22 protein-coding genes are annotated in these 19,496 nt (G+C 73.6%); 16 read left to right on the plus strand and 6 right to left on the minus strand.

Annotated features, from left to right (window positions below; genetic code table 11):
- Positions 1–39 precede the first annotated feature (39 nt).
- On the minus strand, positions 40–402 hold the full coding sequence (locus tag L6E12_RS33885) for a CU044_2847 family protein (protein ID WP_236231998.1): 363 nt from the start codon (positions 400–402) through the stop codon (positions 40–42).
- 245 nt (positions 403–647) lie between these two features.
- Here L6E12_RS33885 and L6E12_RS33890 point away from each other — a divergent pair, with 245 nt between their 5' ends.
- The 4 genes from L6E12_RS33890 (at position 648) to L6E12_RS33900 (ending at position 3,580) form a co-directional block, all read left to right on the plus strand.
- Positions 648–989 carry a helix-turn-helix domain-containing protein gene (locus L6E12_RS33890; protein ID WP_236231999.1) on the plus strand — a complete coding sequence of 114 codons (342 nt, stop codon included), beginning with the start codon at positions 648–650 and terminating at the stop codon, positions 987–989.
- Positions 990–1,088: 99 nt separating this feature from the next.
- A complete protein-coding gene (locus tag L6E12_RS35845; protein ID WP_374201993.1) occupies positions 1,089–2,687 on the plus strand; it encodes an FAD-dependent oxidoreductase in 1,599 nt (532 codons plus the stop codon).
- 42 nt (positions 2,688–2,729) lie between these two features.
- Positions 2,730–2,933 (plus strand): hypothetical protein, encoded by a 204-nt coding sequence (locus tag L6E12_RS35850; RefSeq protein ID WP_374201994.1) that lies wholly within the window; start codon positions 2,730–2,732, stop codon positions 2,931–2,933.
- A gap of 221 nt (positions 2,934–3,154) precedes the next feature.
- On the plus strand, positions 3,155–3,580 hold the full coding sequence (locus tag L6E12_RS33900) for a peptidase inhibitor family I36 protein (RefSeq protein ID WP_236232001.1): 426 nt from the start codon (positions 3,155–3,157) through the stop codon (positions 3,578–3,580).
- Positions 3,581–3,629: 49 nt separating this feature from the next.
- Here the strand turns inward: L6E12_RS33900 and L6E12_RS33905 are convergent, their stop codons facing one another.
- Complete coding sequence (locus L6E12_RS33905) at positions 3,630–4,064, minus strand: GNAT family N-acetyltransferase (protein ID WP_236232002.1); 435 nt, start codon at positions 4,062–4,064, stop codon at positions 3,630–3,632.
- A gap of 99 nt (positions 4,065–4,163) precedes the next feature.
- On the opposite strand from L6E12_RS33905, the gene L6E12_RS33910 reads away from it, so the two are divergent.
- From L6E12_RS33910 to L6E12_RS33955, 10 genes are all read left to right on the plus strand, one after another.
- Entirely contained in the window at positions 4,164–4,367 is a 204-nt protein-coding gene (locus tag L6E12_RS33910) for a hypothetical protein (RefSeq protein WP_236232003.1), read from the plus strand.
- Positions 4,368–4,478: 111 nt separating this feature from the next.
- Entirely contained in the window at positions 4,479–5,402 is a 924-nt protein-coding gene (locus tag L6E12_RS33915) for an oxygenase MpaB family protein (RefSeq protein WP_308075431.1), read from the plus strand.
- A gap of 153 nt (positions 5,403–5,555) precedes the next feature.
- Positions 5,556–6,323, plus strand: a complete 768-nt coding sequence (locus tag L6E12_RS33920; protein WP_236232004.1) for an ABC transporter ATP-binding protein — start codon at positions 5,556–5,558, stop codon at positions 6,321–6,323.
- Between the two features lie 2 nt (positions 6,324–6,325).
- Positions 6,326–7,018: an ABC transporter ATP-binding protein gene (locus tag L6E12_RS33925; protein ID WP_236232005.1), complete on the plus strand. Its 693-nt coding sequence runs from the start codon at positions 6,326–6,328 to the stop codon at positions 7,016–7,018.
- On the plus strand, positions 7,018–7,869 hold the full coding sequence (locus tag L6E12_RS33930) for a branched-chain amino acid ABC transporter permease (protein WP_236232006.1): 852 nt from the start codon (positions 7,018–7,020) through the stop codon (positions 7,867–7,869). The genes L6E12_RS33925 and L6E12_RS33930 overlap by 1 nt, the downstream gene beginning before the upstream one ends.
- 2 nt (positions 7,870–7,871) lie before the next feature.
- Entirely contained in the window at positions 7,872–8,957 is a 1,086-nt protein-coding gene (locus L6E12_RS33935; RefSeq protein WP_236232007.1) for a branched-chain amino acid ABC transporter permease, read from the plus strand.
- Positions 8,941–10,254, plus strand: a complete 1,314-nt coding sequence (locus L6E12_RS33940; protein WP_236232008.1) for an ABC transporter substrate-binding protein — start codon at positions 8,941–8,943, stop codon at positions 10,252–10,254. The genes L6E12_RS33935 and L6E12_RS33940 overlap by 17 nt, the downstream gene beginning before the upstream one ends.
- A 4-nt stretch (positions 10,255–10,258) precedes the next feature.
- Positions 10,259–10,825: a TetR/AcrR family transcriptional regulator gene (locus tag L6E12_RS33945; protein WP_236232009.1), complete on the plus strand. Its 567-nt coding sequence runs from the start codon at positions 10,259–10,261 to the stop codon at positions 10,823–10,825.
- A gap of 264 nt (positions 10,826–11,089) precedes the next feature.
- Positions 11,090–11,581: a hypothetical protein gene (locus L6E12_RS33950; RefSeq protein ID WP_236232010.1), complete on the plus strand. Its 492-nt coding sequence runs from the start codon at positions 11,090–11,092 to the stop codon at positions 11,579–11,581.
- A gap of 308 nt (positions 11,582–11,889) precedes the next feature.
- Positions 11,890–12,234: a hypothetical protein gene (locus L6E12_RS33955; RefSeq protein ID WP_236232011.1), complete on the plus strand. Its 345-nt coding sequence runs from the start codon at positions 11,890–11,892 to the stop codon at positions 12,232–12,234.
- Positions 12,235–12,276: 42 nt separating this feature from the next.
- Here L6E12_RS33955 and L6E12_RS33960 read toward each other — a convergent pair whose 3' ends face one another.
- Both L6E12_RS33960 and L6E12_RS34635 read right to left on the minus strand, forming a co-directional pair.
- Entirely contained in the window at positions 12,277–12,990 is a 714-nt protein-coding gene (locus tag L6E12_RS33960) for a DUF1775 domain-containing protein (RefSeq protein WP_236232012.1), read from the minus strand.
- Between the two features lie 554 nt (positions 12,991–13,544).
- Positions 13,545–14,384 (minus strand): PHB depolymerase family esterase, encoded by an 840-nt coding sequence (locus L6E12_RS34635; RefSeq protein ID WP_236232013.1) that lies wholly within the window; start codon positions 14,382–14,384, stop codon positions 13,545–13,547.
- A gap of 51 nt (positions 14,385–14,435) precedes the next feature.
- On the opposite strand from L6E12_RS34635, the gene L6E12_RS33970 reads away from it, so the two are divergent.
- Positions 14,436–15,347 carry a LysR family transcriptional regulator gene (locus L6E12_RS33970; RefSeq protein WP_236232014.1) on the plus strand — a complete coding sequence of 304 codons (912 nt, stop codon included), beginning with the start codon at positions 14,436–14,438 and terminating at the stop codon, positions 15,345–15,347.
- 277 nt (positions 15,348–15,624) lie between these two features.
- On the opposite strand, the gene L6E12_RS33975 is transcribed toward L6E12_RS33970, so the two are convergent.
- Positions 15,625–16,830 (minus strand): MFS transporter, encoded by a 1,206-nt coding sequence (locus L6E12_RS33975; RefSeq protein WP_304523940.1) that lies wholly within the window; start codon positions 16,828–16,830, stop codon positions 15,625–15,627.
- 253 nt (positions 16,831–17,083) lie between these two features.
- Between L6E12_RS33975 and L6E12_RS33980 the strand changes: the two genes are divergently transcribed.
- Complete coding sequence (locus tag L6E12_RS33980; protein WP_236232015.1) at positions 17,084–18,250, plus strand: NADH:flavin oxidoreductase; 1,167 nt, start codon at positions 17,084–17,086, stop codon at positions 18,248–18,250.
- 350 nt (positions 18,251–18,600) lie between these two features.
- Here the strand turns inward: L6E12_RS33980 and L6E12_RS33985 are convergent, their stop codons facing one another.
- Positions 18,601–19,380: a DUF1684 domain-containing protein gene (locus L6E12_RS33985; protein WP_236232016.1), complete on the minus strand. Its 780-nt coding sequence runs from the start codon at positions 19,378–19,380 to the stop codon at positions 18,601–18,603.
- Positions 19,381–19,496 lie beyond the last annotated feature (116 nt).

Raw genomic sequence — 19,496 nt, forward strand, 5'->3', positions numbered from 1 at the left:
CCGCCGCGGGGGAGCGGCGTGCCGCTCCCCCGCGGCAGGTCAGGACTCCTCGACCGACTCGTCCTCCAGCGGGGCGGGGTCCCTGCGCCACTTGAGCTTCACCTCGAACTGGCCCTGCACCCCGGTCCGCGCGATCACCGCCCCGACCTCGGCGTCGAGCTTGATGCCGAACTTCAGCTCGATCTCCTCCGGGGGCCGGGCCATGGTGGTGAACTGGGCCAGCGCCGCCACCGCGGCGTCGCGCACCTCGGCGAGGGCGCCGTCGAAGCCGGTCTTGGCCTCCAGCAGCACCCGGGGCAGCCTGCCCGCCCGCTCCACCCCCGCCCGCCCGTCCACCTCGACGAGCACGGCCCCGCCGCCCGCCAGCGGGAACCTCGCCAGTTCCGGGTTCGACTCCGTCATGCCGCCACTCCTCGTCCCTCGCCGGTGCCGCGCCGGGGGCCGTCGTCGCCGCGCCCCGGACCGGCCGACCACCCGAGCAAGGTAGACGACCACGTCGAGGCGCGATCGGGTTTCGGCGGTCCCCCGCCCGTTCGGCCCACCCCTCCGGGAGGCCGTTCGGCCCACCGCGGTACCGCTGATCGCGGACGACTTCCGGGTCTCTCGACCGGTGCGGCGGCCCCGGCCGGACCGCTAGCGTCCGGATCATGGTCCGACACCCCCTGACGCCCGAGGAGCGGGAACGCGGCAGGCGGCTCGGCTCGCTGCTGCGGACCGCGCGGGGAAACCGCACCCTGGCGGCGATCGCGGAGCGAGCCGGGCTGCCGAGCGAGACGCTGCGCAAGATCGAGGCCGGGCGGATCGCCGGGCCGTCGTTCTTCACCGTGGCCGCGATCGCCGGGGCGCTGGGCCTGTCGCTGGACCGGGTCGTCGCGCTGTGCGCGCTGCCCGGTGCCGACCCGCTGCCGCAGCCCGCGGCGGTGACGTGGGCCTGGTCGGACGACCCACCGAGCCCGGCCACCGCCGGGTCGGTGCGGCGCCGCGCCTGAACCCGACCCGACATAATGAGGCTCATTCGAGTTGCGACGATCGGGTGAGCTTTGTGGCCCGGGTCACTGCCACCCCGGTCCGGGTGCCACCCTCGCGGCATGGCGGCACAGCGCGCGGTGGTGATCGGCGGCGGCTTCGGCGGCCTGTGCGCGGCCCGGGTGCTCAGCGGACACTTCGCCGAGGTCGTCGTGCTCGAACAGGACCCGGTGACCGCGGAATCCGCGCACCGGCGCGGCATCCCGCAGGCCCACCACCCGCACGCCCTGCCGGCCAGGGGGTCGGCGGTGCTCGAACGCCTCTTCCCCGGCCTCGGCGACGAACTCGCCGCGCGCGGCGCCGCCCGGGTGGACTTCGGCGAGAGCGCCCGCTACCGCCTCCCCACCGGCTGGGCCCCGCGCGGTCGGATCGGCCTGCCGATCCAGACCGCCACCCGGGTCACCCTGGAGCGCTGCCTGCGCCGCCGGGTCCTCGACGACCCGCGCGTCACCACCCGGCCCGGCTTCACCGCGGACGGCCTGTGCTGGGACGCCCGGGGCACCCGCGTCACCGGCGTCACCGGGTCCGCCCTGCCGGCCGCGCACGAGGAGATCGGCGCCGACCTGGTCGTGGACGCGAGCGGCCGCCTGACGGAGCTGCCCACCTGGTTGCGCGCGGCGGGGTTCGGCAGGCCGGAGGAGCTGGCGGTGACCGGCGGGGGCGTCTACACCACCCGCCTGTTCCGCGCACCGTCCACAGCGGACTGGACGACGGTGGCCGAGTTCCCGCGCGCCCCGGACCGCCGCCGCGGCGGTGTTCTCGTCACCACCGAGGACGGGCACCGCCTGCTCACCCTGATGGGCGCCGACGGCCAGGCGGCCCCGACCGACCCGGCCGGGTTCCTCGCCTACGCGCGCTCCCTGCGCAGCCCGCAGTTCGCCGAGACGATCACCGGCGGCGAACCGCTCGGCCGCGCGCACCGCATGGCCCACCTCGACAGCCGCTGGATCCGCTACCACCGGATGCCCCGCCGGCCCGACGGCCTGCTCTGCCTGGGCGACGCGGTGTGCACGCTCAACCCCGTCTACGCCCAGGGCATGACCGTGACCGCCGTGCAGGCGCAGATCCTCGACGACCTCCTCCACCGGGGCGCGGCGGACCTGCCGAGGGTGTTCCAGAGGCGGGTCGCCCGCGCCCTGGCGCTGCCCTGGGCCATGGCCACCGGCGCCGACCTCACCTGGGACCCGCGCCCCACCCCGGCCCGCGCCCGGCTCGCCCAGTGGTACCTCGCCCGCCTCGACCGCGCCATCCCCGGTGACCCGGACGTGTTCCGCCGGTTCTCCCTCGCCGCGCACCTGGTGCGCAGCCCGGCGGTGCTGCTCGCGCCGAGCGTGCTGTGGAAGGTGCTACGCCCGCCCCGCCGAGGCGACCAGGGCGGTGCAGTGGTCGACGAGCCGGGCGCGGGAGACGGTCAGCGTGCCGTCGAGGTGGGCGATGAACAGGGTGGTGAGCGCCCCGACCACACCGAGGGCGATCATCTGCCGCTCGGCCGGGTCGGCGGCGGTGAGGTGGTCGTGGACCAGGGTGACGAACGCGGGGACGAGTTCCTGCCCGCGCGACCCGAGGGTGGGCTCGGTCAGCGGCCCGAGCAGCAGCACCCGCCCCACCGCGGGGTCGCCGACGATGAGGTCGACGAACGCGGCCACGGCGGCCCGCGGTAGGTCCTCCCGCTCGGCGCCACCGGTGGCCGCCACCAGGGCGTCGTGCGCGCGGGCGCCGACGTCGTCGTAGACGGCGCGGACGAACTCGTCGCGGTCGGGGAAGCTCTCGTAGAAGTAGCGCTCGGTCAGCCCGGTCGCCCGGCAGACCGCCCGGACGGAGACACCGGGGCGGGCGGGGTCACCCAGCAGCGCCACCCCGGCGGCGAGCAGGGCGGCACGGCGGGCGGCACGGCGGTCGGCGAGTGAGGAGGCCATCGCGACCATTCTCGCCCCTGCCCGCCCGGTCGCGGCGGACGGGCGCGGCCGACCCCGCCGCGGGTCGGGCGACGCCGGGGGGAAGGTGCCGATCGAGGGGTGATGGGCACCCGATGGGGTGGTCGCGCCGGTACCGGGCCGGAAAGTGCAGCAGGCTCGACCCGTGGGGGCGCGCGGTAAGGCGGCGCCACGGCCTCAACGGGAGGAACACCATGGGTAAGCGTCTCACCCGAACCGCGGCGGCCTTCGCCGGGATCATCGTGCTCATCGTGTCGATGGCGGGCACCGCCACCGCCGCCACCCCCGGCGACGGGGTGTGCGACGAGGGCGAGTTCTGCCTGTACTGGGGCCAGGACCAGTCCGGCGCACTCGCCGACTTCACCGCCACCGTCGCCGACTACGGCGACACCGCGCCGGACTGCCACACCTTCACCGGCCCGGGCCCCGGCCTCGGCGCCTGCGTCAAGAACAACGCCACGTCGGCGTGGAACCGCTCCACCACCCACGCGGTCACCGTCCACTTCGACACCGGCAACCAGGGCGCCGCCGACACCGTCGCCTCCGGGCAGAAGGTCGACCTGGTCAAGACCTGGCTGGAGAACGCCTCCCACGAGTTCACGGCGAACCCCGCCCCCTGACCCACCCGGCGGCACCTCCGAACCGCACACCTCTACCGGGCCGCTGGGCTCAGGTGGCGTTGTCGAAGCGGACGAAGGCGCGCAACGCACCGGGCCCGTGGTCCCGGATCTCGGCGTAGCCCAGGCTCTCATAGAAGGCGCGCTGACCCGGTTCGTCGTCGGTCAGCAGGACCTTCTGCCGGACCGCGCGGTGGTGGTCGAGCACCGCCCGCACGAGCGCACGGCCGATCCCGCGACGCTGCTCGGCCGGGTCCACGAGCACGTCCTGCAGGTAGCAGACGGTCGCCCCGTCGGACAACGCGCGGGCGAGGCCGACCAGCCGCCCGTCCCGGCGCGCGGTCACCACGCAGGACGACCCGGCCACCCCGGCCGCCAGCAGATCGGGCGAGTCGGTGTAGGCCGACCAGCCGACCGCCCCGTAGAGCGGCAGCAACTCCCCCACCGGTACCCCCGACTCCGGTCCGATCACGAGCCCGTGGTCCACGCGACGATCCTGGCACACCGCCGACCGTCCCCTTGGCGCGTAGCGGGCGGCGGGCCCGGCACCCGATCGCCGACCCGCTGCCCCGGAGAGGAGACCCGGTTGTCGATCACACCGGAGGTGTCGGCGGCCGTCGCGGACCTGGGCGCCCGGGCCAGGAGCACCCGGCGAGCGGACGTGCGGAGCGAGATCGCCACGGTCCGCTCCCACCTCACCCACCGCCGCGACAAGGCCGAACTCCGCGCGCTCGAATCGGGAGCGGTACAACCGCTGCGACCGCTGTGGGACGGAGAACCCCCGGCGTGACCACCGGACTCGAACCGCCCCTCATTGACAACGGGCGTTGTCGACTCCTAGCCTGACAACACCTGTTGTCAGGCCGGCGACGGGGTGGTCGATCCTGCCGGAGGGGACGTCGTGGCGGAGGGGCTCGGGCCGGGGTCGGTCACCTGGAAGTACTTCGGCGACTGGCGGGGGATGCTCCAGGGTCTCTGGGCCGGATCGATGCAGAACATGCACCCCAAGCTCGGCGCCGCCGTGGAGCAGCACTCCGAGTTCTTCGAGGAGCGGTGGGAGCGGTTGTTCCGTTCGCTCTACCCCATCGGCGGCGTGGTGTTCGACGGGGAGCGGGCCGAGGAGACCGGGCGGGAGGTGCGGGACTACCACCGCGACATCAAGGGCGTCGACGCGCGGGGCAGGCGGTACCACGCGCTCGACCCGGATGTCTTCTACTGGGCGCACGCCACGTTCTTCTACGGCACCCTGCTCACCGCGCAACACTTCTGCGGCGGGATCAGCGAGCGGGAGAAGCGGGAACTGTTCGAGGAGCACAAGACCTGGTACGTCCGGTACGGCGTCAGCACGCGCCCGGTGCCGGACACCTGGGAGGACTTCCAGCGCTACTGGGACCACATGTGCCGCGAGGTGCTGGAGGACAACAAGGCCACCCGGGACGTGCTGGACCTGACCCCGCTGCCCGCGCCGCCGTTCGCGCCGTGGTTGCCGGACTGGTTGTGGCGGCCGGTCCGCGCGGTGGTGGCGCGCGGGTTCGTGTGGGTGACCGTGGGCATGTACGACCAGCCGGTGCGGGACCTGCTGGGCTACCGGTGGTCCACGTGGGACGAACGGGCGCACCGGGTGTTCGGCGCGGCCGTCGGGCTGGTGTTCCGGTTGGTGCCGCCGCGGCTGCGCAAGCACCCGCGGGCCCGGGACGGCCTGGACCGCGCGTCCGGCAGGCTGCCCGCCTCGACGCCGCTGGTGCACACCCCGGAGCGGTACCTGCCGCGCGACCGCACCGATCCGCGGCACTACTGCCCGGTGCACGCCGAGCGCCGGGGCTGAAACCGGGCGAAAAACCCCGGGTGGACCGAAAGGCCCCTTGACGGGCGGGGGTCGCGGTCGCATCATTGCCCGACATACCGAACGCTCGGTATGGTCGGTCCCAGATAGTGGGACATTCCGTGAGGACAGAGGCGTCCGAAGGAGTTGGCCCCGATGCAGAGCGGCCCCGTGCTCACCGTGTCCGCGACCACCGTTCGCTTCGGCGGGCTGACCGCGCTCGACGACGTCTCCCTGGCCGTGCGCCCCGGCACGGTGCACGGCGTCATCGGCCCCAACGGGGCGGGCAAGACGACGCTGTTCAACGTCATCTGCGGGTTCGTGCGCCCGGTGGGCGGTGAGGTGCTCTGGCACGGGGAGTCCCTGCGCCGCCACCGGACCCACGACCTGGCCCGGCTCGGGATCACCCGGACCGTGCAGGGGCTGGGGTTGTTCGCGGGCGCGACCGTGCTGGACAACGTGCTCGTCGGCGCGCACCGGCACCGCGGGTCCTCGGCCCTGGGCACCCTGCTGGGCCTGCGCGGGGCCGCGCGCGACGAGCGGCGGCTGACCGAGCGCACCCTCGGTGTTCTCGAAGAACTCGACATCGCCCAGTGGCGCGACGCGCTGCCCGGGGCGCTGCCCTACGGCGTGCGCAAGCGGGTGGCGCTGGCCCGTGCGCTGGTCGCCGAGCCGGAACTGCTGCTGCTCGACGAACCCGCCTCCGGTCTGTCCGAAGTGGAGGTCGAGGAGCTGGTGGTGCTGCTGCGCGGGCTCACCTACCGCACGGCGGTGCTGCTGGTCGAACACCACGTGGACATGGTGATGCGGGTGTGCGACCACATCACCGTCCTCGACTTCGGCCGGGTGATCGCCGACGGGCCACCGGAGCTGGTGCGCGCCGACGAGCGGGTCACCGCGGCTTACCTCGGAACGGCGGGCTGACCGTGCTGCGAGTACAGGACCTGGCCACCGCGTACGGACCGGTGCGCGCCCTCGACGGGGTGGACCTCACCGCCGGGGCGGGCGTGATCACCGCCGTGCTGGGGGCGAACGGGGCGGGCAAGACGACGCTGCTGCGCACTGTCAGCGGCTTGGCCACACCGAACGCCGGGACAGTCACCTTCGACGGCGAGGACATCACCGGCTGGGCACCCGACCGGATCGTCCGCCGCGGTTTGGCGCACGTGCCGGAGAACGGTGGCGTGATCACCGAGCTGACCGTGGCGGACAACCTCAAGCTGGGTGGCCTCTGGCGGGCGCGGGCGGACCGCGACCGCACCCGCCGGGAGGTGCTGGAGCTGTTCCCGCCGCTGGCCGAGCGGCTCGACCGGCAGGCGGGCACGCTCTCCGGCGGGGAGCGGCAGATGCTGGCCATCGGCCGGGCGCTGATGAGCGGACCGCGGGCGGTGATCCTCGACGAGCCGTCCCTGGGGCTGGCCCCGATGGTCACCGCGCGCATCCTGCGCGTGCTGCGCGAACTGGCGCTGACCGTGCTGCTGGTGGAGCAGAACGCCCGCGGCGCCCTGTCGGTGGCCACCCACGGCTACGTGCTGTCCCTGGGCCGGGTCGTGGCCGACGCGCCCGCCGCGGACCTGCTCGACGACGACCGACTCCGACACGCCTACCTGGGGTTCTGATGCCCGACTTCCTCACGCTCACCCTGGGCGGGCTCACCAACGGCGCCATCTACGCCGCGCTGGGGCTCGCACTGGTCATCATCTACCGGGCGACCCGGGTGGTGAACTTCGCGCAACCCGCCCTCGCGCTGCTGTGCGCCTACCTCGCCTACAGCGTCAACCGCGCGACCGGCGGCTACTGGCTCGGGCTGCTGGTGGCGCTCGTGGCGGGCGGTGTCCTCGGCGCGCTCACCGAGCGGGTGCTGATGCGGCCGCTGCGCCGGTCCGGGGAGCTGGCCCCGGTGATCGCCACCCTGGGCCTGCTGATGCTGTTGCAGGCGGTCAGCGGGATGATCTGGTCGGCGGAGCCGAAGTCGTTCCCCTACGCCTTCGACTTCCGCGGCGCCTTCTCCCCCGCCGCCGTGTTCGTGGTGGTGGTCGTGCTGGTGACCGCCGGGGCGGTGCTGGCCCTGTTCGGGGCGACGACGCTGGGGCTGCGGATGCGGGCGGCGGCGTTCAAACCCGAGGTGGCGAGCCTGGTCGGGGTGCGGGTGGGCCTGATGCTGACCATCGGGTGGACGCTGGCCGCGGTGGTGGGCGCGCTCGCCGGGGTGCTCGCGGCGCCGCCGTTCCTGTCGCCCACGGTGCTCGACGCGGTGTTCGTCTACGCGCTGACCGCGGCCGTGCTGGGCGGGCTGGAGAACCCGGTGGGCACGATCATCGGCGGCTTCGGCCTGGGCGTGGTGCTGTCGTACGTGTCCGGGTACGTCGGTCCGGAGCTGGTGACCCTGGCGTCGCTGGCGATCCTGGTGCTGGTGCTGACCTTCCGCCCGCACGGCCTGTTCGGGCGCGGCGTGGCCAGGAGGGTGTGATGGTGTCCAAAAAGGAAGTCCGGGCAGCGGGAGTCCGGGCGGCGGGAACCAAGACCGGGCGAGCGGGGAAGCGGGCGCGGGCGTCGTCGCTGCCGCCGCTGGTGCGCCACCTGCTCTGGGCGCTGCTCGCCTTCGCCGCGGTGGTCGCGGTGTCCTCGGTGGTCGACCCGTTCACCAACGTCCGGGTCGCCACCGTCGGGTACCTGCTGCTGGCCGCCGCCGGGCTGACCGTCCTGACCGGGCTCACCGGGCAGGTGTCGCTGGGGCACGGCGCATTCCTGTTCGTCGGCGCGTACACCGTGGCGCTGCTGGTCACCCACGTGCCGAGCCTGCCGTTCTGGGCCGACCTGCTCATCGCCGCCGCCGTCAGCGGGGTCGCCGGGGTGCTCACCGGGGCCGCCGCGGCCCGGCTGCACGGCCCGTACCTGGCCGGGGCCACGCTGGCGCTGGCGGTCGGCCTGCCCGCGATCACCCAGCGCTTCCCGGACTTCCTTGGCGGCAGCAACGGGTTGGGCTTCACCGTCAACAGCCTGCCCGCGGGCCTGGACGTCCCCACCACCCGCTGGCAGGCGTGGGTGGTGTGGGCGACCGTCCTGCTGGGAATGGTCGTGCTGGCCAACATCACCTCCGGCCGGATCGGCCGGGAGATGCGCGCGGTCCGCGACGACGAGGTGTCCGCGGCGCTGGCCGGGATCCGGGTCGGGCGGACGAAGGTGCTGGCGTTCCTGGTCAGCGCCGTCTGCGGCGGGCTCGCGGGCGGGTTGCAGGCGTTCCTGCTCGGGACCGCGGCCCCCGGCTCGTTCACCCCCGCCCTGTCGCTGACGCTGCTCGCCGCGGTCGTGCTCGGCGGTGTCGGCAGCCTCTGGGGCGCGCTGTGGGGCGCGCTGGCCCTGGTGTACCTGCAAGCCGGGGCGGAGGAACTCGCCCACGGCCTGTCCCTGCGCACCGACGTCGCCAACTTCCTGCCGCTGGCGATCTTCGGTGTCGTGCTCATCGTGGTGGTGCTGGTGCTCCCCCAGGGGATCCACGGCTTGCTCGGGAAGATCCCGCTCCGGCGTCGGAAGGACAGCCATGTCGTTGAAGGCTAAGACCATCGGGCTCTCGGCCCTCCTGCTGCTCAGTGCCTGCGGGGGCGCGGGCGAGACGAACCCCGGTGGCGGCGGCGCGAGCGGGGTGAAGAACGAGACCACGGGCATCACCGACACCTCCATCGTGATCGGCACCCACCAACCGCTCACCGGCCCGGCCGCCTCCGGCTACTCCTCCATCTCGGCGGGCTCCAGGGCCGTCTACTCCTACGTCAACGACGCGGGCGGCATCCACGGCCGCAAGATCGACTACCGGGTCGAGGACGACGGCTACAACCCGACGAGGACCGTCGAGGTCGTCAAGAAGCTCGTGCTCCAGGACCAGGTGTTCGCCGTGGTCGGCGGCCTCGGGACACCGACGCACTCCAAGGTGCTCGACTTCCTCACCACCGAGGGCGTGCCGGACGTCCTGGTGTCCTCCGGTGCGCTGGCGTGGGACGACCCGACCGCCCGGCCGATGACCTACGGCTTCCAGGTGGACTACACCCGCGAGTCGAAGATCCTGGGCAAGTACGTCAAGGACAACCTGGCGGGCAAGAAGGTCGGTGTGCTCTACCAGAACGACGACGTGGGCCGCGACGCCCAGGCCGGCCTGGACCAGTTCCTGAAGGACGCCGTCGTCTCCCGCCAGCCCTACGACTCGGCCAACACCGACGTGCTGCCGCAGCTCACCGCGCTCAAGGGCGCGGGCGCGGAGGTCGTGGTGTGCCAGTGCGTGCCCGCGTTCACCGCGCTGGCCGTCCTCACCTCCGCCCGGCTGGGCTACAAGCCGCAGTTCGTGGTGAACAGCATCGGCGCCGACACGCGCACGCTCAGCGGCCTGCTGTCGGCGTTCAGCAAGCAGGCCGGGGCAGAGGTGTCGCCGTCGGCCCTGCTCACCGGCATGATCGGCGCGGGCTACCTGCCCGGTGTGGACACCGACGACCCGTGGATCACCCTGTTCAAGGAGATCCACCAGCGCTACATCCCGGACGTGCCGCTCACCAACACGCTGGTCTCCGGCATGGCCCAGGCGTACACGTTCGCCCAGGCGGTCAAGCTGGCGGGCCGCGACCTGACCCGCTCGAAGCTGCTGGAGGCCATGTCGTCGGGCTCGCTGTCCGGGCCGGGGATGACCCCGTTCGCGTTCTCGAAGGACTCGCACGCAGGCTACACCGGGGCGTTCGTGTTCACCGTCTCCCCCGACCTGACCCCGAAGGTCGTCCAAGAGCCGATGGTGACCGACCGCGGCACCGGCCCGATCACCGCCGCGCCGACCGCCCGCCGCACCCCGGCCGAAGTGGCTCTGGTTGGCTGACGCGGTGCCTGTACGTGACCGAGTTGTGCGCGCGGCCATCACCCTGTTCGCGCGCAAGGGCTTCGACGCCACCCCCGTCCGCGAGATCGCCGACGCGGCGGGGGTGACGACGGGAGCCCTCTACCACTACTTCGCCACCAAGGAAGACCTGCTCGTCGAGGTCTACCGGCAGATGCAGGGCGGGCAGCGGCTGCGCATGGAGGCCATCGCCGACTCCGACCTGCCGCTGCGGGAGAAGCTGCACGCCATCATCAGCGACGTGGTGGAGTCGACGATCGCGGACCTGGACGAGGCGGTGGTCTTCTTCCAGTCCTTCCACCTGCTGTCCCCCCGGGTGCGCGAGATGGTCCGCGGCGAGCGCCGCGGCTACCACGACCGGGTCAAGGCCCTGATCGAAGAGGGGCAGCGGGACGGGACGTTCCGGTCCGACGTCCCGGCGACGCTGGCGGTCAGCTACCACTTCGGCGCGATCCACCGGCTCGGCCTGTGGTACCAGCCGGACGGTCCGCTCAGCGCGGAGCAGGTGGCGCACCACTTCGCGGAACTCACCCTGAGCAGCCTGACCCCCTGAGGAACCCGCGCGGGCGGGAAGGGTTGCCCCCGGGGGCAGGAAAGCGTTGGCGGGCCCCGGGAACGGGGCCCGCGGTGCTCCACTCGGGGGCATGACCCGAACAACCCCACCCACCCGAGGGCAGCGCGCGGTGCCGCGCACGGCCGCCGTGATCGCGGCGCTGCTCACCACGTCGGCGATCGGGGCGGCCGGTCGCCCGGTGCGCGGGCGCGGCAGGGGGCCGAGGTCGACCCGGCCCCGGTCCGGCCGCGCGTCGTGGACGGTGTGCCCGCCCCGGTCCCCGGGGTGGACGGCGGCACGCCGCCGACCGCGGCACCCCCGGTCGTGCCGGTGGTCGAGCGCACCTCACCCGGCGGCGGGACCGTCGTGGACCGGCCCGCGTCGGTCTCGGGCATCCCGGCCCCCGTGCCGGCCGCCTACCGGCGGGCCGCGCTCGCGCTGGCCGGTTCGCAGCCGGGGTGCGGGGTGCCGGTGTCCCTGCTGACCGCCATCGGGAAGGTGGAATCCGGTCACGCCCGCGGCGGCCGGGTCGACGCGGGCGGCACCACGGTCGAGGCGATCCTGGGACCGCGGCTCGACGGCGCCCCCGGCGTCGCCGCCATCGGCGACACCGACCTCGGCGGGCTGGACGGCGACGCGCGCTGGGACCGGGCGGTCGGCCCGATGCAGTTCATCCCCGGCACCTGGGCCAGGTGGGCCACCGACGGCAACGGGGACGGGGTCGCCGGCCCGCACAACGTCCACGTTGCGGGGTGAGCCGCCGCCTCCCCCGCCGCGTCCCCGGCGCAGCAGCAGGTGCGGATCGCGGTGGCGGGCGGCAACCCGGTGCCGGTTCAGCGCGACCCCGCCCACTTCCGCACCACCGACGGGCTGACCGAGCCCAGCCTGCTCTACAGCGACTGGGCCGACGCCACGCAGGCGTCGGCAGGCGCTCCCACCGGGGCGCCGATCCAACTCCCGGTCAGCAACGTCTGGGCGCCCACCAGCCCCGGCTGCTCCGGCGGCTGGTCGGTCGTGGTCGTGGTCGGCTACGACGAGCCCCGGGCCCCTACACCCGGCCCAGGGTGGTCGACCTCTACACCGACGACCTGCCCCAGAGCAGGGCCCTGCTGGCGGGCGACGCACCCCCACCGCCCACCCCCGGCCCGGTGGGCGGCGACGGGATCAGCGGCGGCACGGCGGGCGGCCCGACCCCGGGAACCGCCGGGGGCGGCTCGACGGGCGGCTCCACCTCCGACTCGGCGGGGCCGAAGCCCGGCGGCGGCCTGGCCAGCACCGGTGCGGACATCGCCCTGCCCCTGGGCATCGGCGTGGCCCTGCTCCTGGTCGGCGGCGGTGTCCTGGCCGCCACGTCGCGCAGGCGCGAGGACGACAATTCGCTGCTGTCGCGCTGGTGGCCCGGCGGCTGACAACCCGTCCGGCCGGGGCCGCGCGCGGCCCCGGCCGGGCGCTCAGCCGGTCTTGCGCCTGCGGGCCAGCAGGTTGCCGATCGACAGGCCGAGCGCGAGCGCCCCCACGACCAGCGCGGAGACCGCCAGCCACGGCGTCTCGGCCGCGGTCTGCTGCGCGGCGGCCGGGGCGGCGTGCGCGTCGTGCTCCGCGCCCCCGTCGGTCAGGGTGAGCACGGGGGCCGGGGAGTTGGGCTCGCCGCCGTCGGGCAGGGGCGGGTCGGCCCAGTCGACGACCTTGCCGTCGTCGTAGGTCTGGGTGATCGGGAGCAGGATCCTGTCGGTGTTCTGCGGCAGCTCGCCGAGCAGGACCTCGAAGAGGGTGAAGGTCGACGGCTCCAGCCGGGTGCCCGGGGCGGCGGTCCAGGTCACCGTGTGCACGGTCTTGGTGACCTCGTAGCCGCCGACGTTCAACGGCTTGTCCAGGTCCTTCTCCCCGATGGCCGCGGTCCAGCCGGGCTTGGCCGCGGGCATGGCGAAGGTGACCGGCGTGTCCAGCGGCAGGGTCAGCCGAACCGAGACCGTCCCCGCCGTCGGGGACTCGTTCGGCACCTGGAAGGTGAGCCGGGACACCCCCTTCTTGCTGACCGCCGTGGGCGACACGGTGACGTGGGCCGAGGCGGGCCCGGCCAGGGCGACCGCGAACAGCGCCGTGGCCGCCGCCAGGACACCGGCCCGCGCCGCGCCGCGAGAGGGGAGAACAGCCAACGTGGGCACCCGTTTCCTCCTGGTCCACTGTGGACGTGGACGGTGGTCGACGCCCACACCTTCCCGCACCGGGTGCGAGCCGTCCAGACGGTGCCCGGATGTCGGGAAGATCCCGCTCTTTCTTGTCCGAACCTGCTGACCCGCACACCCCGGGTGCGCAGGTCAGGACGGCAATCGACCACCCGAGCCGAAAAAGTTCCACGCCCGTCCCGACACCGGGGCGGCACGGTCCCGCCCAGCGGTGGACACGTGCCAGGACCTGCCCTCAAAGCCGGCGACCACCCCCGCAACCGCCTGCCAAGCGGCCCGCCACCCGCAACCCCACCGAGGCGCAGCGAAAGCCAGCCACCCCCGCATCCGCCCGCCCGGCTACGCAGAGGCCCGGGTGGATGGATTTGCTTGGGTGGGGGAAGCGATCATGTGCAAGCCTGCTTGGGCTGTGGGGCATCTCTTCAGCCCCACTCGGTCACACTGGGCGCATGATCGCTGTAGGGGCCCCGCCCGAGCAGATCCACCCACCCGGGCACCCTCAACAAACGACCGGCGCTTGTGCAGGACACGGCCTAACCGAGCCGGAAGAAGTCCCGCATCTCCTCAACCACCGACACCCGCCGCGTCGTGCGGCCGAGGAAGAGCGGGGCCTTCACCGGGCCCGGGATCACGTGCCCGCCGCCGTGCACGGTGAACAGGGTGACCGGCTCGTGGCCGGGTTGGCGGTAGTCCAGCCGCTCGGTGCCGGTCCGGTCCGCGCCCGCCTCCGCCACCAGCGTGGTCGTGGGCTCGGTGGTGATGCCGTTGCGCGCGGCGAAGTAGGCGGCGGTCTCCCGCGCCGACCGCCCGAGACCGCGCGGCTCAGAGCCCCACAGGCTGTTCAGGCCGCCCGCGTACGGCACCAACCGGTCCTCGGTGCCGTGGAACAGCAGCACCGGCACCGGCACGACCGGGGCGTCCATCGGCAGCAGGTTCTCCGGCGCGGGCTGGGTCGCGGCGATGGCGGTCGCGCCCGCGAGGCGGGAGCCGAGCTGGTGGACCAAGCGGATGACCATGGAACCGCCGTTGGAGTAGCCCACCACGTGCACCCGCGTGGCCCCCACGTGGTCGATGACCGCCTCGGTGAAGCCCACGTCGTCCACGTCGTCGCGGCGGGCGGGGAAGTCGACGCCGAGCCGGGCGTCGTTGAAGTGGCCCCGGTGGCCGTCGGGGTAGGCCACGGTCACCCCGTCGGCGGCGAAGGCGTCGAACACCCCACCGGAGAACTCGCGGAACCGGTCGCCGCTCTGGTCGGAGCCGTGGAAGGCGATCAGCAGGCCGCCACCGGCCACCGCCGGGCGGACCACGGTCAGCGAGCGGTCCCGCCCCCCGACCCGCAGCACCACCCGCTCAATCGACCACTGTGGACTCACGAACCCCTCCTCGACTCACCGGCGAGCGTAGCGGGTGGCAGGATCGACCCCGTGGACCTCAAGCAGCTTGAGTACTTCGTGGCGGTCGCCGAGGAACTGAACTTCACCCGGGCCGCCGAGCGCCTGTACGCGGTGCAGTCCACTGTGTCCTCGGGCATCCGCTCCCTGGAAGCGGAGTTGAAGGCGACCCTGTTCGACCGCTCCACCCGGCAAGTGTCGCTGACGGCGGCGGGCCGGGCGTTCCTGCCCGAGGCGCGCGCCACCCTCGCCGCGCTGGAACGGGCCAGGGAGTCGGTGCAGGAGGCCGAGGGCGGGCTGCGCGGCAGCGTGCGGATCGGCACCCTCACCCGCATCCCGGTCGTCGACCTGCCCGCCCTGTTCCGCGCCTTCCGCGCCCGCTACCCCCTGGTCGACCTGCACGTCACCGCCTCACCCACCGGCTCGACCGGCCTGGCCGACGACGTCCGCCAGGGCAGGCTGGACATCGCCGTGCTGGGCCTGCCCCGGACCGACCTGGTCGGCCTCTCGGTGCGCGAACTGGCGAGCAGGCCGTACGTGGCCCTCCTGTCCCCCGACCACCCGCTGGCCACCGCGCAGGCGGTCGGCCTGGAGGACCTGGCGGGCGAGGTGTTCATCGACACGCTGCCCGGCTTCGGCAACCGCGTGGAGGTCGACCGCGCCTACGCCACCCTGGGCACCCCCCGCCGAGTGGCGATCGAGGTCGCCGACCTGACCACGGTGCCCGACTACGTCCGCGCTGACCTCGGCGTGGCCGTCGTCCCCGACGTCGCCCTGCCCCGCTCCCCCGGCCTGGCCGTCCTCCCCCTCCGCAACAGCGACCTGACTTGGCAGTTCTCCGTCGCCACAGCCACTGCGACCGCCCCCAGCCGAGCCACCCGCGCCCTCCTGGACCTGTTCGACCCACCCCACCCACAAAACCCCGACAACGAGGCCACGGCCTAACCCCACCACCCGCCAGCCCGGCGGCCCGCCACGCCGAACCCCACCGCGCGCAGCCGCCGACCACCCTCAAAACCGCCAGCCCGGCTACGAAAACGCCCGGGTGGGTGGATTTGCTTGGGTGGGGGTGCCGATCATGTGCAAGCCTGCCTGGGCTGTGGGGCATCTTTTCGCCCCACTCGGTCACACTGGGCGCATGATCGGCGTAGGGGCCCCGCCCAAGCGGATCCACCCACCCGGGCACCAACAACAACGACTGGCGCTTTCACAGGCACGCCACCTAAGAACGCCGCCCAGCCCGAGCCGCCCACGCCACCAACCCCAGCATCGGCACGGCGAACACCACCAACGCCACCGCCCCGGGCAGCCACACCAGCACCAACCCCACAGCCAACACCGGCACCGCGATCCCCACATAAGCCGCCAGGAACAACGCCGCCAACACCTCCGCCTTCGCCCCCGGCGCCGCGAGCCCGCTCACGGTCTCCACCGAGGACCGGAACAGCAACCCCGACCCGGCCCCACCCAGCACCCCGCCGACCCAGAACAGCAACTCCACGCCCAGCAGCGCCGACACCGGCGTCAGCACCAGCCCCGCCACCATCGCCGCGATCCCCCACCGCGACCGCACGGCCGCGTCCAGCCCGGCCAGCCCCACCTGCGCGACCGCCCCGGCCCCGAGCACGGCGAACGCCACCAGCCCCCCGACAACCCGCGACGGTTCGTCGAACACCCCCGCCATCAGCGTCGGTGCCAGCGAGGTGAACAGCCCCAGCACCGCGAACGCCACGAACACCCCGGCCGCCGCCGAGAGGAACGCAGGCCGCGACTGCGCGGGCACCGACACCCGCTGCGGCCGGTAGGCGGGCGGTTCCGCGGGCCTGTCCACGGTCTCCGGGATGAGCAGCAGCACCGGCACCGACAGCGCGAACAGCGCAACGAACGGCACGAACGCCCCGGTCAGCGGTGTGTCGAGGACCTCGGCGAGCACCCCGCCGACAACCGGGCCGAGCGCCAGCCCGCCCATGGTCACCGCCGTGGCGGCCAGCGCCGCCCGGGACGGGTGCTCGGCCGGGCGGGCGACGGCGCGCAGTTCGCCCATGTGCGCGGTGACGGTGGCGGTCAGCACCCCGATGCCCGCCCCGCAGAGCAGCCGGGCCACGATCAGCCCCGGCACCTCCGGCCACAGCAGGAAGACCACCGCGGACACCAGTTCGGCGACCGTCCCGGCCAGCACCACCCGCCGCCTGCCCACCCAGTCGCTGATGTGGCCCGCGAAGTACAGCCCCGCCATGACCCCGACGGCGTACGCGGCGAAGATCACGGTGATCACCGGGGCGGCGAAGTGGTCGCGCAGTTGGTAGAGCCCGTAGAGCGGGGTGGGCAGCGTGGAGAACACCAGCGCGGTGGCGAACACGACCGCGACCAGGTGGAACCCGACGGCGTGGCGGCGGCGGTCGGTCTGCGGCAGGACTGTCGGGGACATGCCCCCACGGTGCTCGCGTCCGGGCGGGGAGTCCAACGAGGAGTTCCGATGAGTCCCATCGACCGGACCGTTCGACCCCGGAATGCCCGTGATCTGCGGGAGTGCGCGATTCGATGATCCGGATTTGCGGCTCGGCAGCGATAACGGCCGGGCCGGGCCGCGCCCGCGATGTCATCGACGCGCCCCGTATTCCGACCGCGGCTGTCAGAATGCTCACGGAACGCCTCACTCGACGGCGATTACAGTGCGAATCATGAGCAAACCGCTGCGGAGCACGACATCGTCGAATGAGGACGGATCTCGCAATCCGGTGGTCGGGGAGGAACTGGACACCCCGTTCTCCCTCGGCTCGCTGCACACCGCCAACCGGTTCGCCATGGCGCCGATGACCCGCAGGCACTCCCCCGGCGGCGTCCCGGGCACCGACGTGGCCGAGTACTACGCGCGCCGGGCGGCGGGCGGTGTGGGCCTGATCATCACCGAGGGCACCTACATCCCGGACCCGGCCACCGGCCCCGACCCGGACGTGCCGCACCTGTACGGCGAGGAGAGCCTGGCCGGGTGGGCGCACGTGGTGCAGCGCGTGCACGCCGAGGGCGGCCGGATCATCCCGCAACTGTGGCACCTGGGCTCGCAGCGCGGCGCCGAACCGGTGTACAACCCCGACGCCGAGACCGTCAGCGCCTCCGGCATCGCCACCAACGGCGACCCGGTCGGCCGCGCGATGACCACGGCGGACCTGGACACGGCCCTGCGCGCCTACGCCGAAGCGGCCCGCAACGCCAAGTCCGTCGGCTTCGACGGCCTGGAACTGCACGGCGCCCACGGCTACCTGCTCGACGGCTTCCTCTGGGACCGCACCAACCAGCGCACCGACGCCTACGGCGGCTCCCGCGCCGCCCGCGCCCGCTTCCCCGCCGAGGTGGTCGCCGCCGTGCGCGCCGAGGTCGGCCCGGACTTCCCCATCGTCTTCCGCTACTCGCAGTGGAAGGACAGCGACTTCGACGCCCGCATCGCCGGGTCGCCCGCCGAGCTGGAGGAAGTCCTGGCGCCGCTGGTCGCCGCCGGGGTGGACGCGTTGCACCCGTCGACCCGGCGGCACTACCTGCCCGCATTCCCGGACCTGCCGGGGCGGGACGGGGAACTCGGGCTCGCGGGGTGGACGAAGAAGGTGACCGGGCTGCCGGTGATCACGGTCGGCTCGGTGGGGCTGGACACGGCGTTCCTGAGCCGGGGGGACGGTGCGACGTCCTTCGCCGGGGTGGAGCGGTTGGTGGAGCAGTTCGAGGCCGGGGAATTCGACCTGGTGGCCGTGGGGCGAGCGTTGCTGTCGGATCCGGAGTGGGTGGTGAAGCTGCTGGGTGGGCGGACTGACGAGATCGTGGCTTACGCGCACGAGCATCGGAAGGTGCTGCGCTGAGCGGTGGTTCAAGCCCGGGATTTTGTTGTAGGTGACCGCTTCGCCGGGACCTTGCCGCGCGCTTCGGCTCAAGAGCCGGGAGTTTTCGGGGCGTGCCCGGGTGGGTGGATCCGCTCGGGCGGGGCCCCTACGCCGATCATGCGCCCAGTGTGACCGAGTGGGGCTGAAGAGATGCCCCACAGCCCAAACAGGCTTGCACATGATCGGCACCCCCACCCAAGCAGATCCACCCACCCGGGCGTCTGCGTAGCCGGGCCGGCGGTTTTCGAGGTGGTCACCGGCTGCGTGCGGTGGGGTTCGGCGTGGCGGGGCCGCCTCGGGTGCGGCAGCCTGCCGGTGTCGGTGAGGCGTCAGTGGGCCTCGTACGGGATCTTCTCCCCGGCCTCGACGGCGAACGGGAGCCGGTTGCCCTCGGGCGGCAGCGGGCAGGTCGCGTACTCGGTGAACGCGCACGGCAGGTTGACCGCGCGGTTGAAGTCCAGGCGCACCCGGCCCCGCTCGTCGGGCTCCGGCACGCTCAGCGAGCGGTTCGCCGCGTAGGTGGTGACGCCGCTGGTGGCGTCGGTGAACAGGATGCTGAAGCCGTCCCCCTTGCCGTTGAACGCCGTCAGGGTGTGCTCGGTGCCGCCGTGGGTGAAGCGGACGACGCCGGGGGCGGTGTAGACGTGGGTCAGGCCTGCGACGACCGCGCCGACCGTGGTGGGGCGGGGCTCGTCGAACGGTTCGTAGGTGCCCTCCAGGACCCAGGACTCCTGCGGCTCGTAGCTGGGCACGCCCCGGAAGGCGCGGACGGCTTCGGCCTTGGGGTCGTGCACGCGGATCAGGTACCCGCCGCGCCGGGCGACCTCGATCTCCAGGTCACCGCTGCCGACCCGGGTGCCGGGGCCGCTGTTGACCAGCTCGAACCGGTGCACCCCGGTGAGCGCGGTGCCCCCGTGCTCCAGCTCCGCCCCCTGCGGGTCGACGTAGGCGGCGTCGGCGTCCTGCCACCAGCGGCCGGGCAGGCCCGGGTACTCGCGGGGCTCGTCCTCCAGCCAGTCCAGCGACACCAGCGCGAGCCAGCCGTGCGGCTCGGCGAGGTCGCGTTCCCTGGCCGTCTTCCAGTCCTGCCACTGCGCCGTGAAACCCATGGTCGTCCTTCCCGCGTGCGTTCCCGTCACGGTGGGAGAACGCGCCCCCGGGACGGCGGATTCCGTTCCCACATGGTGGATGCGCCCCCATCCGGTGGACTTCCTGGGCTGCCGGG

It is taken from the genome of Actinokineospora sp. PR83 (assembly GCF_021056305.1).
Taxonomy (GTDB): domain Bacteria; phylum Actinomycetota; class Actinomycetes; order Mycobacteriales; family Pseudonocardiaceae; genus Actinokineospora; species Actinokineospora spheciospongiae.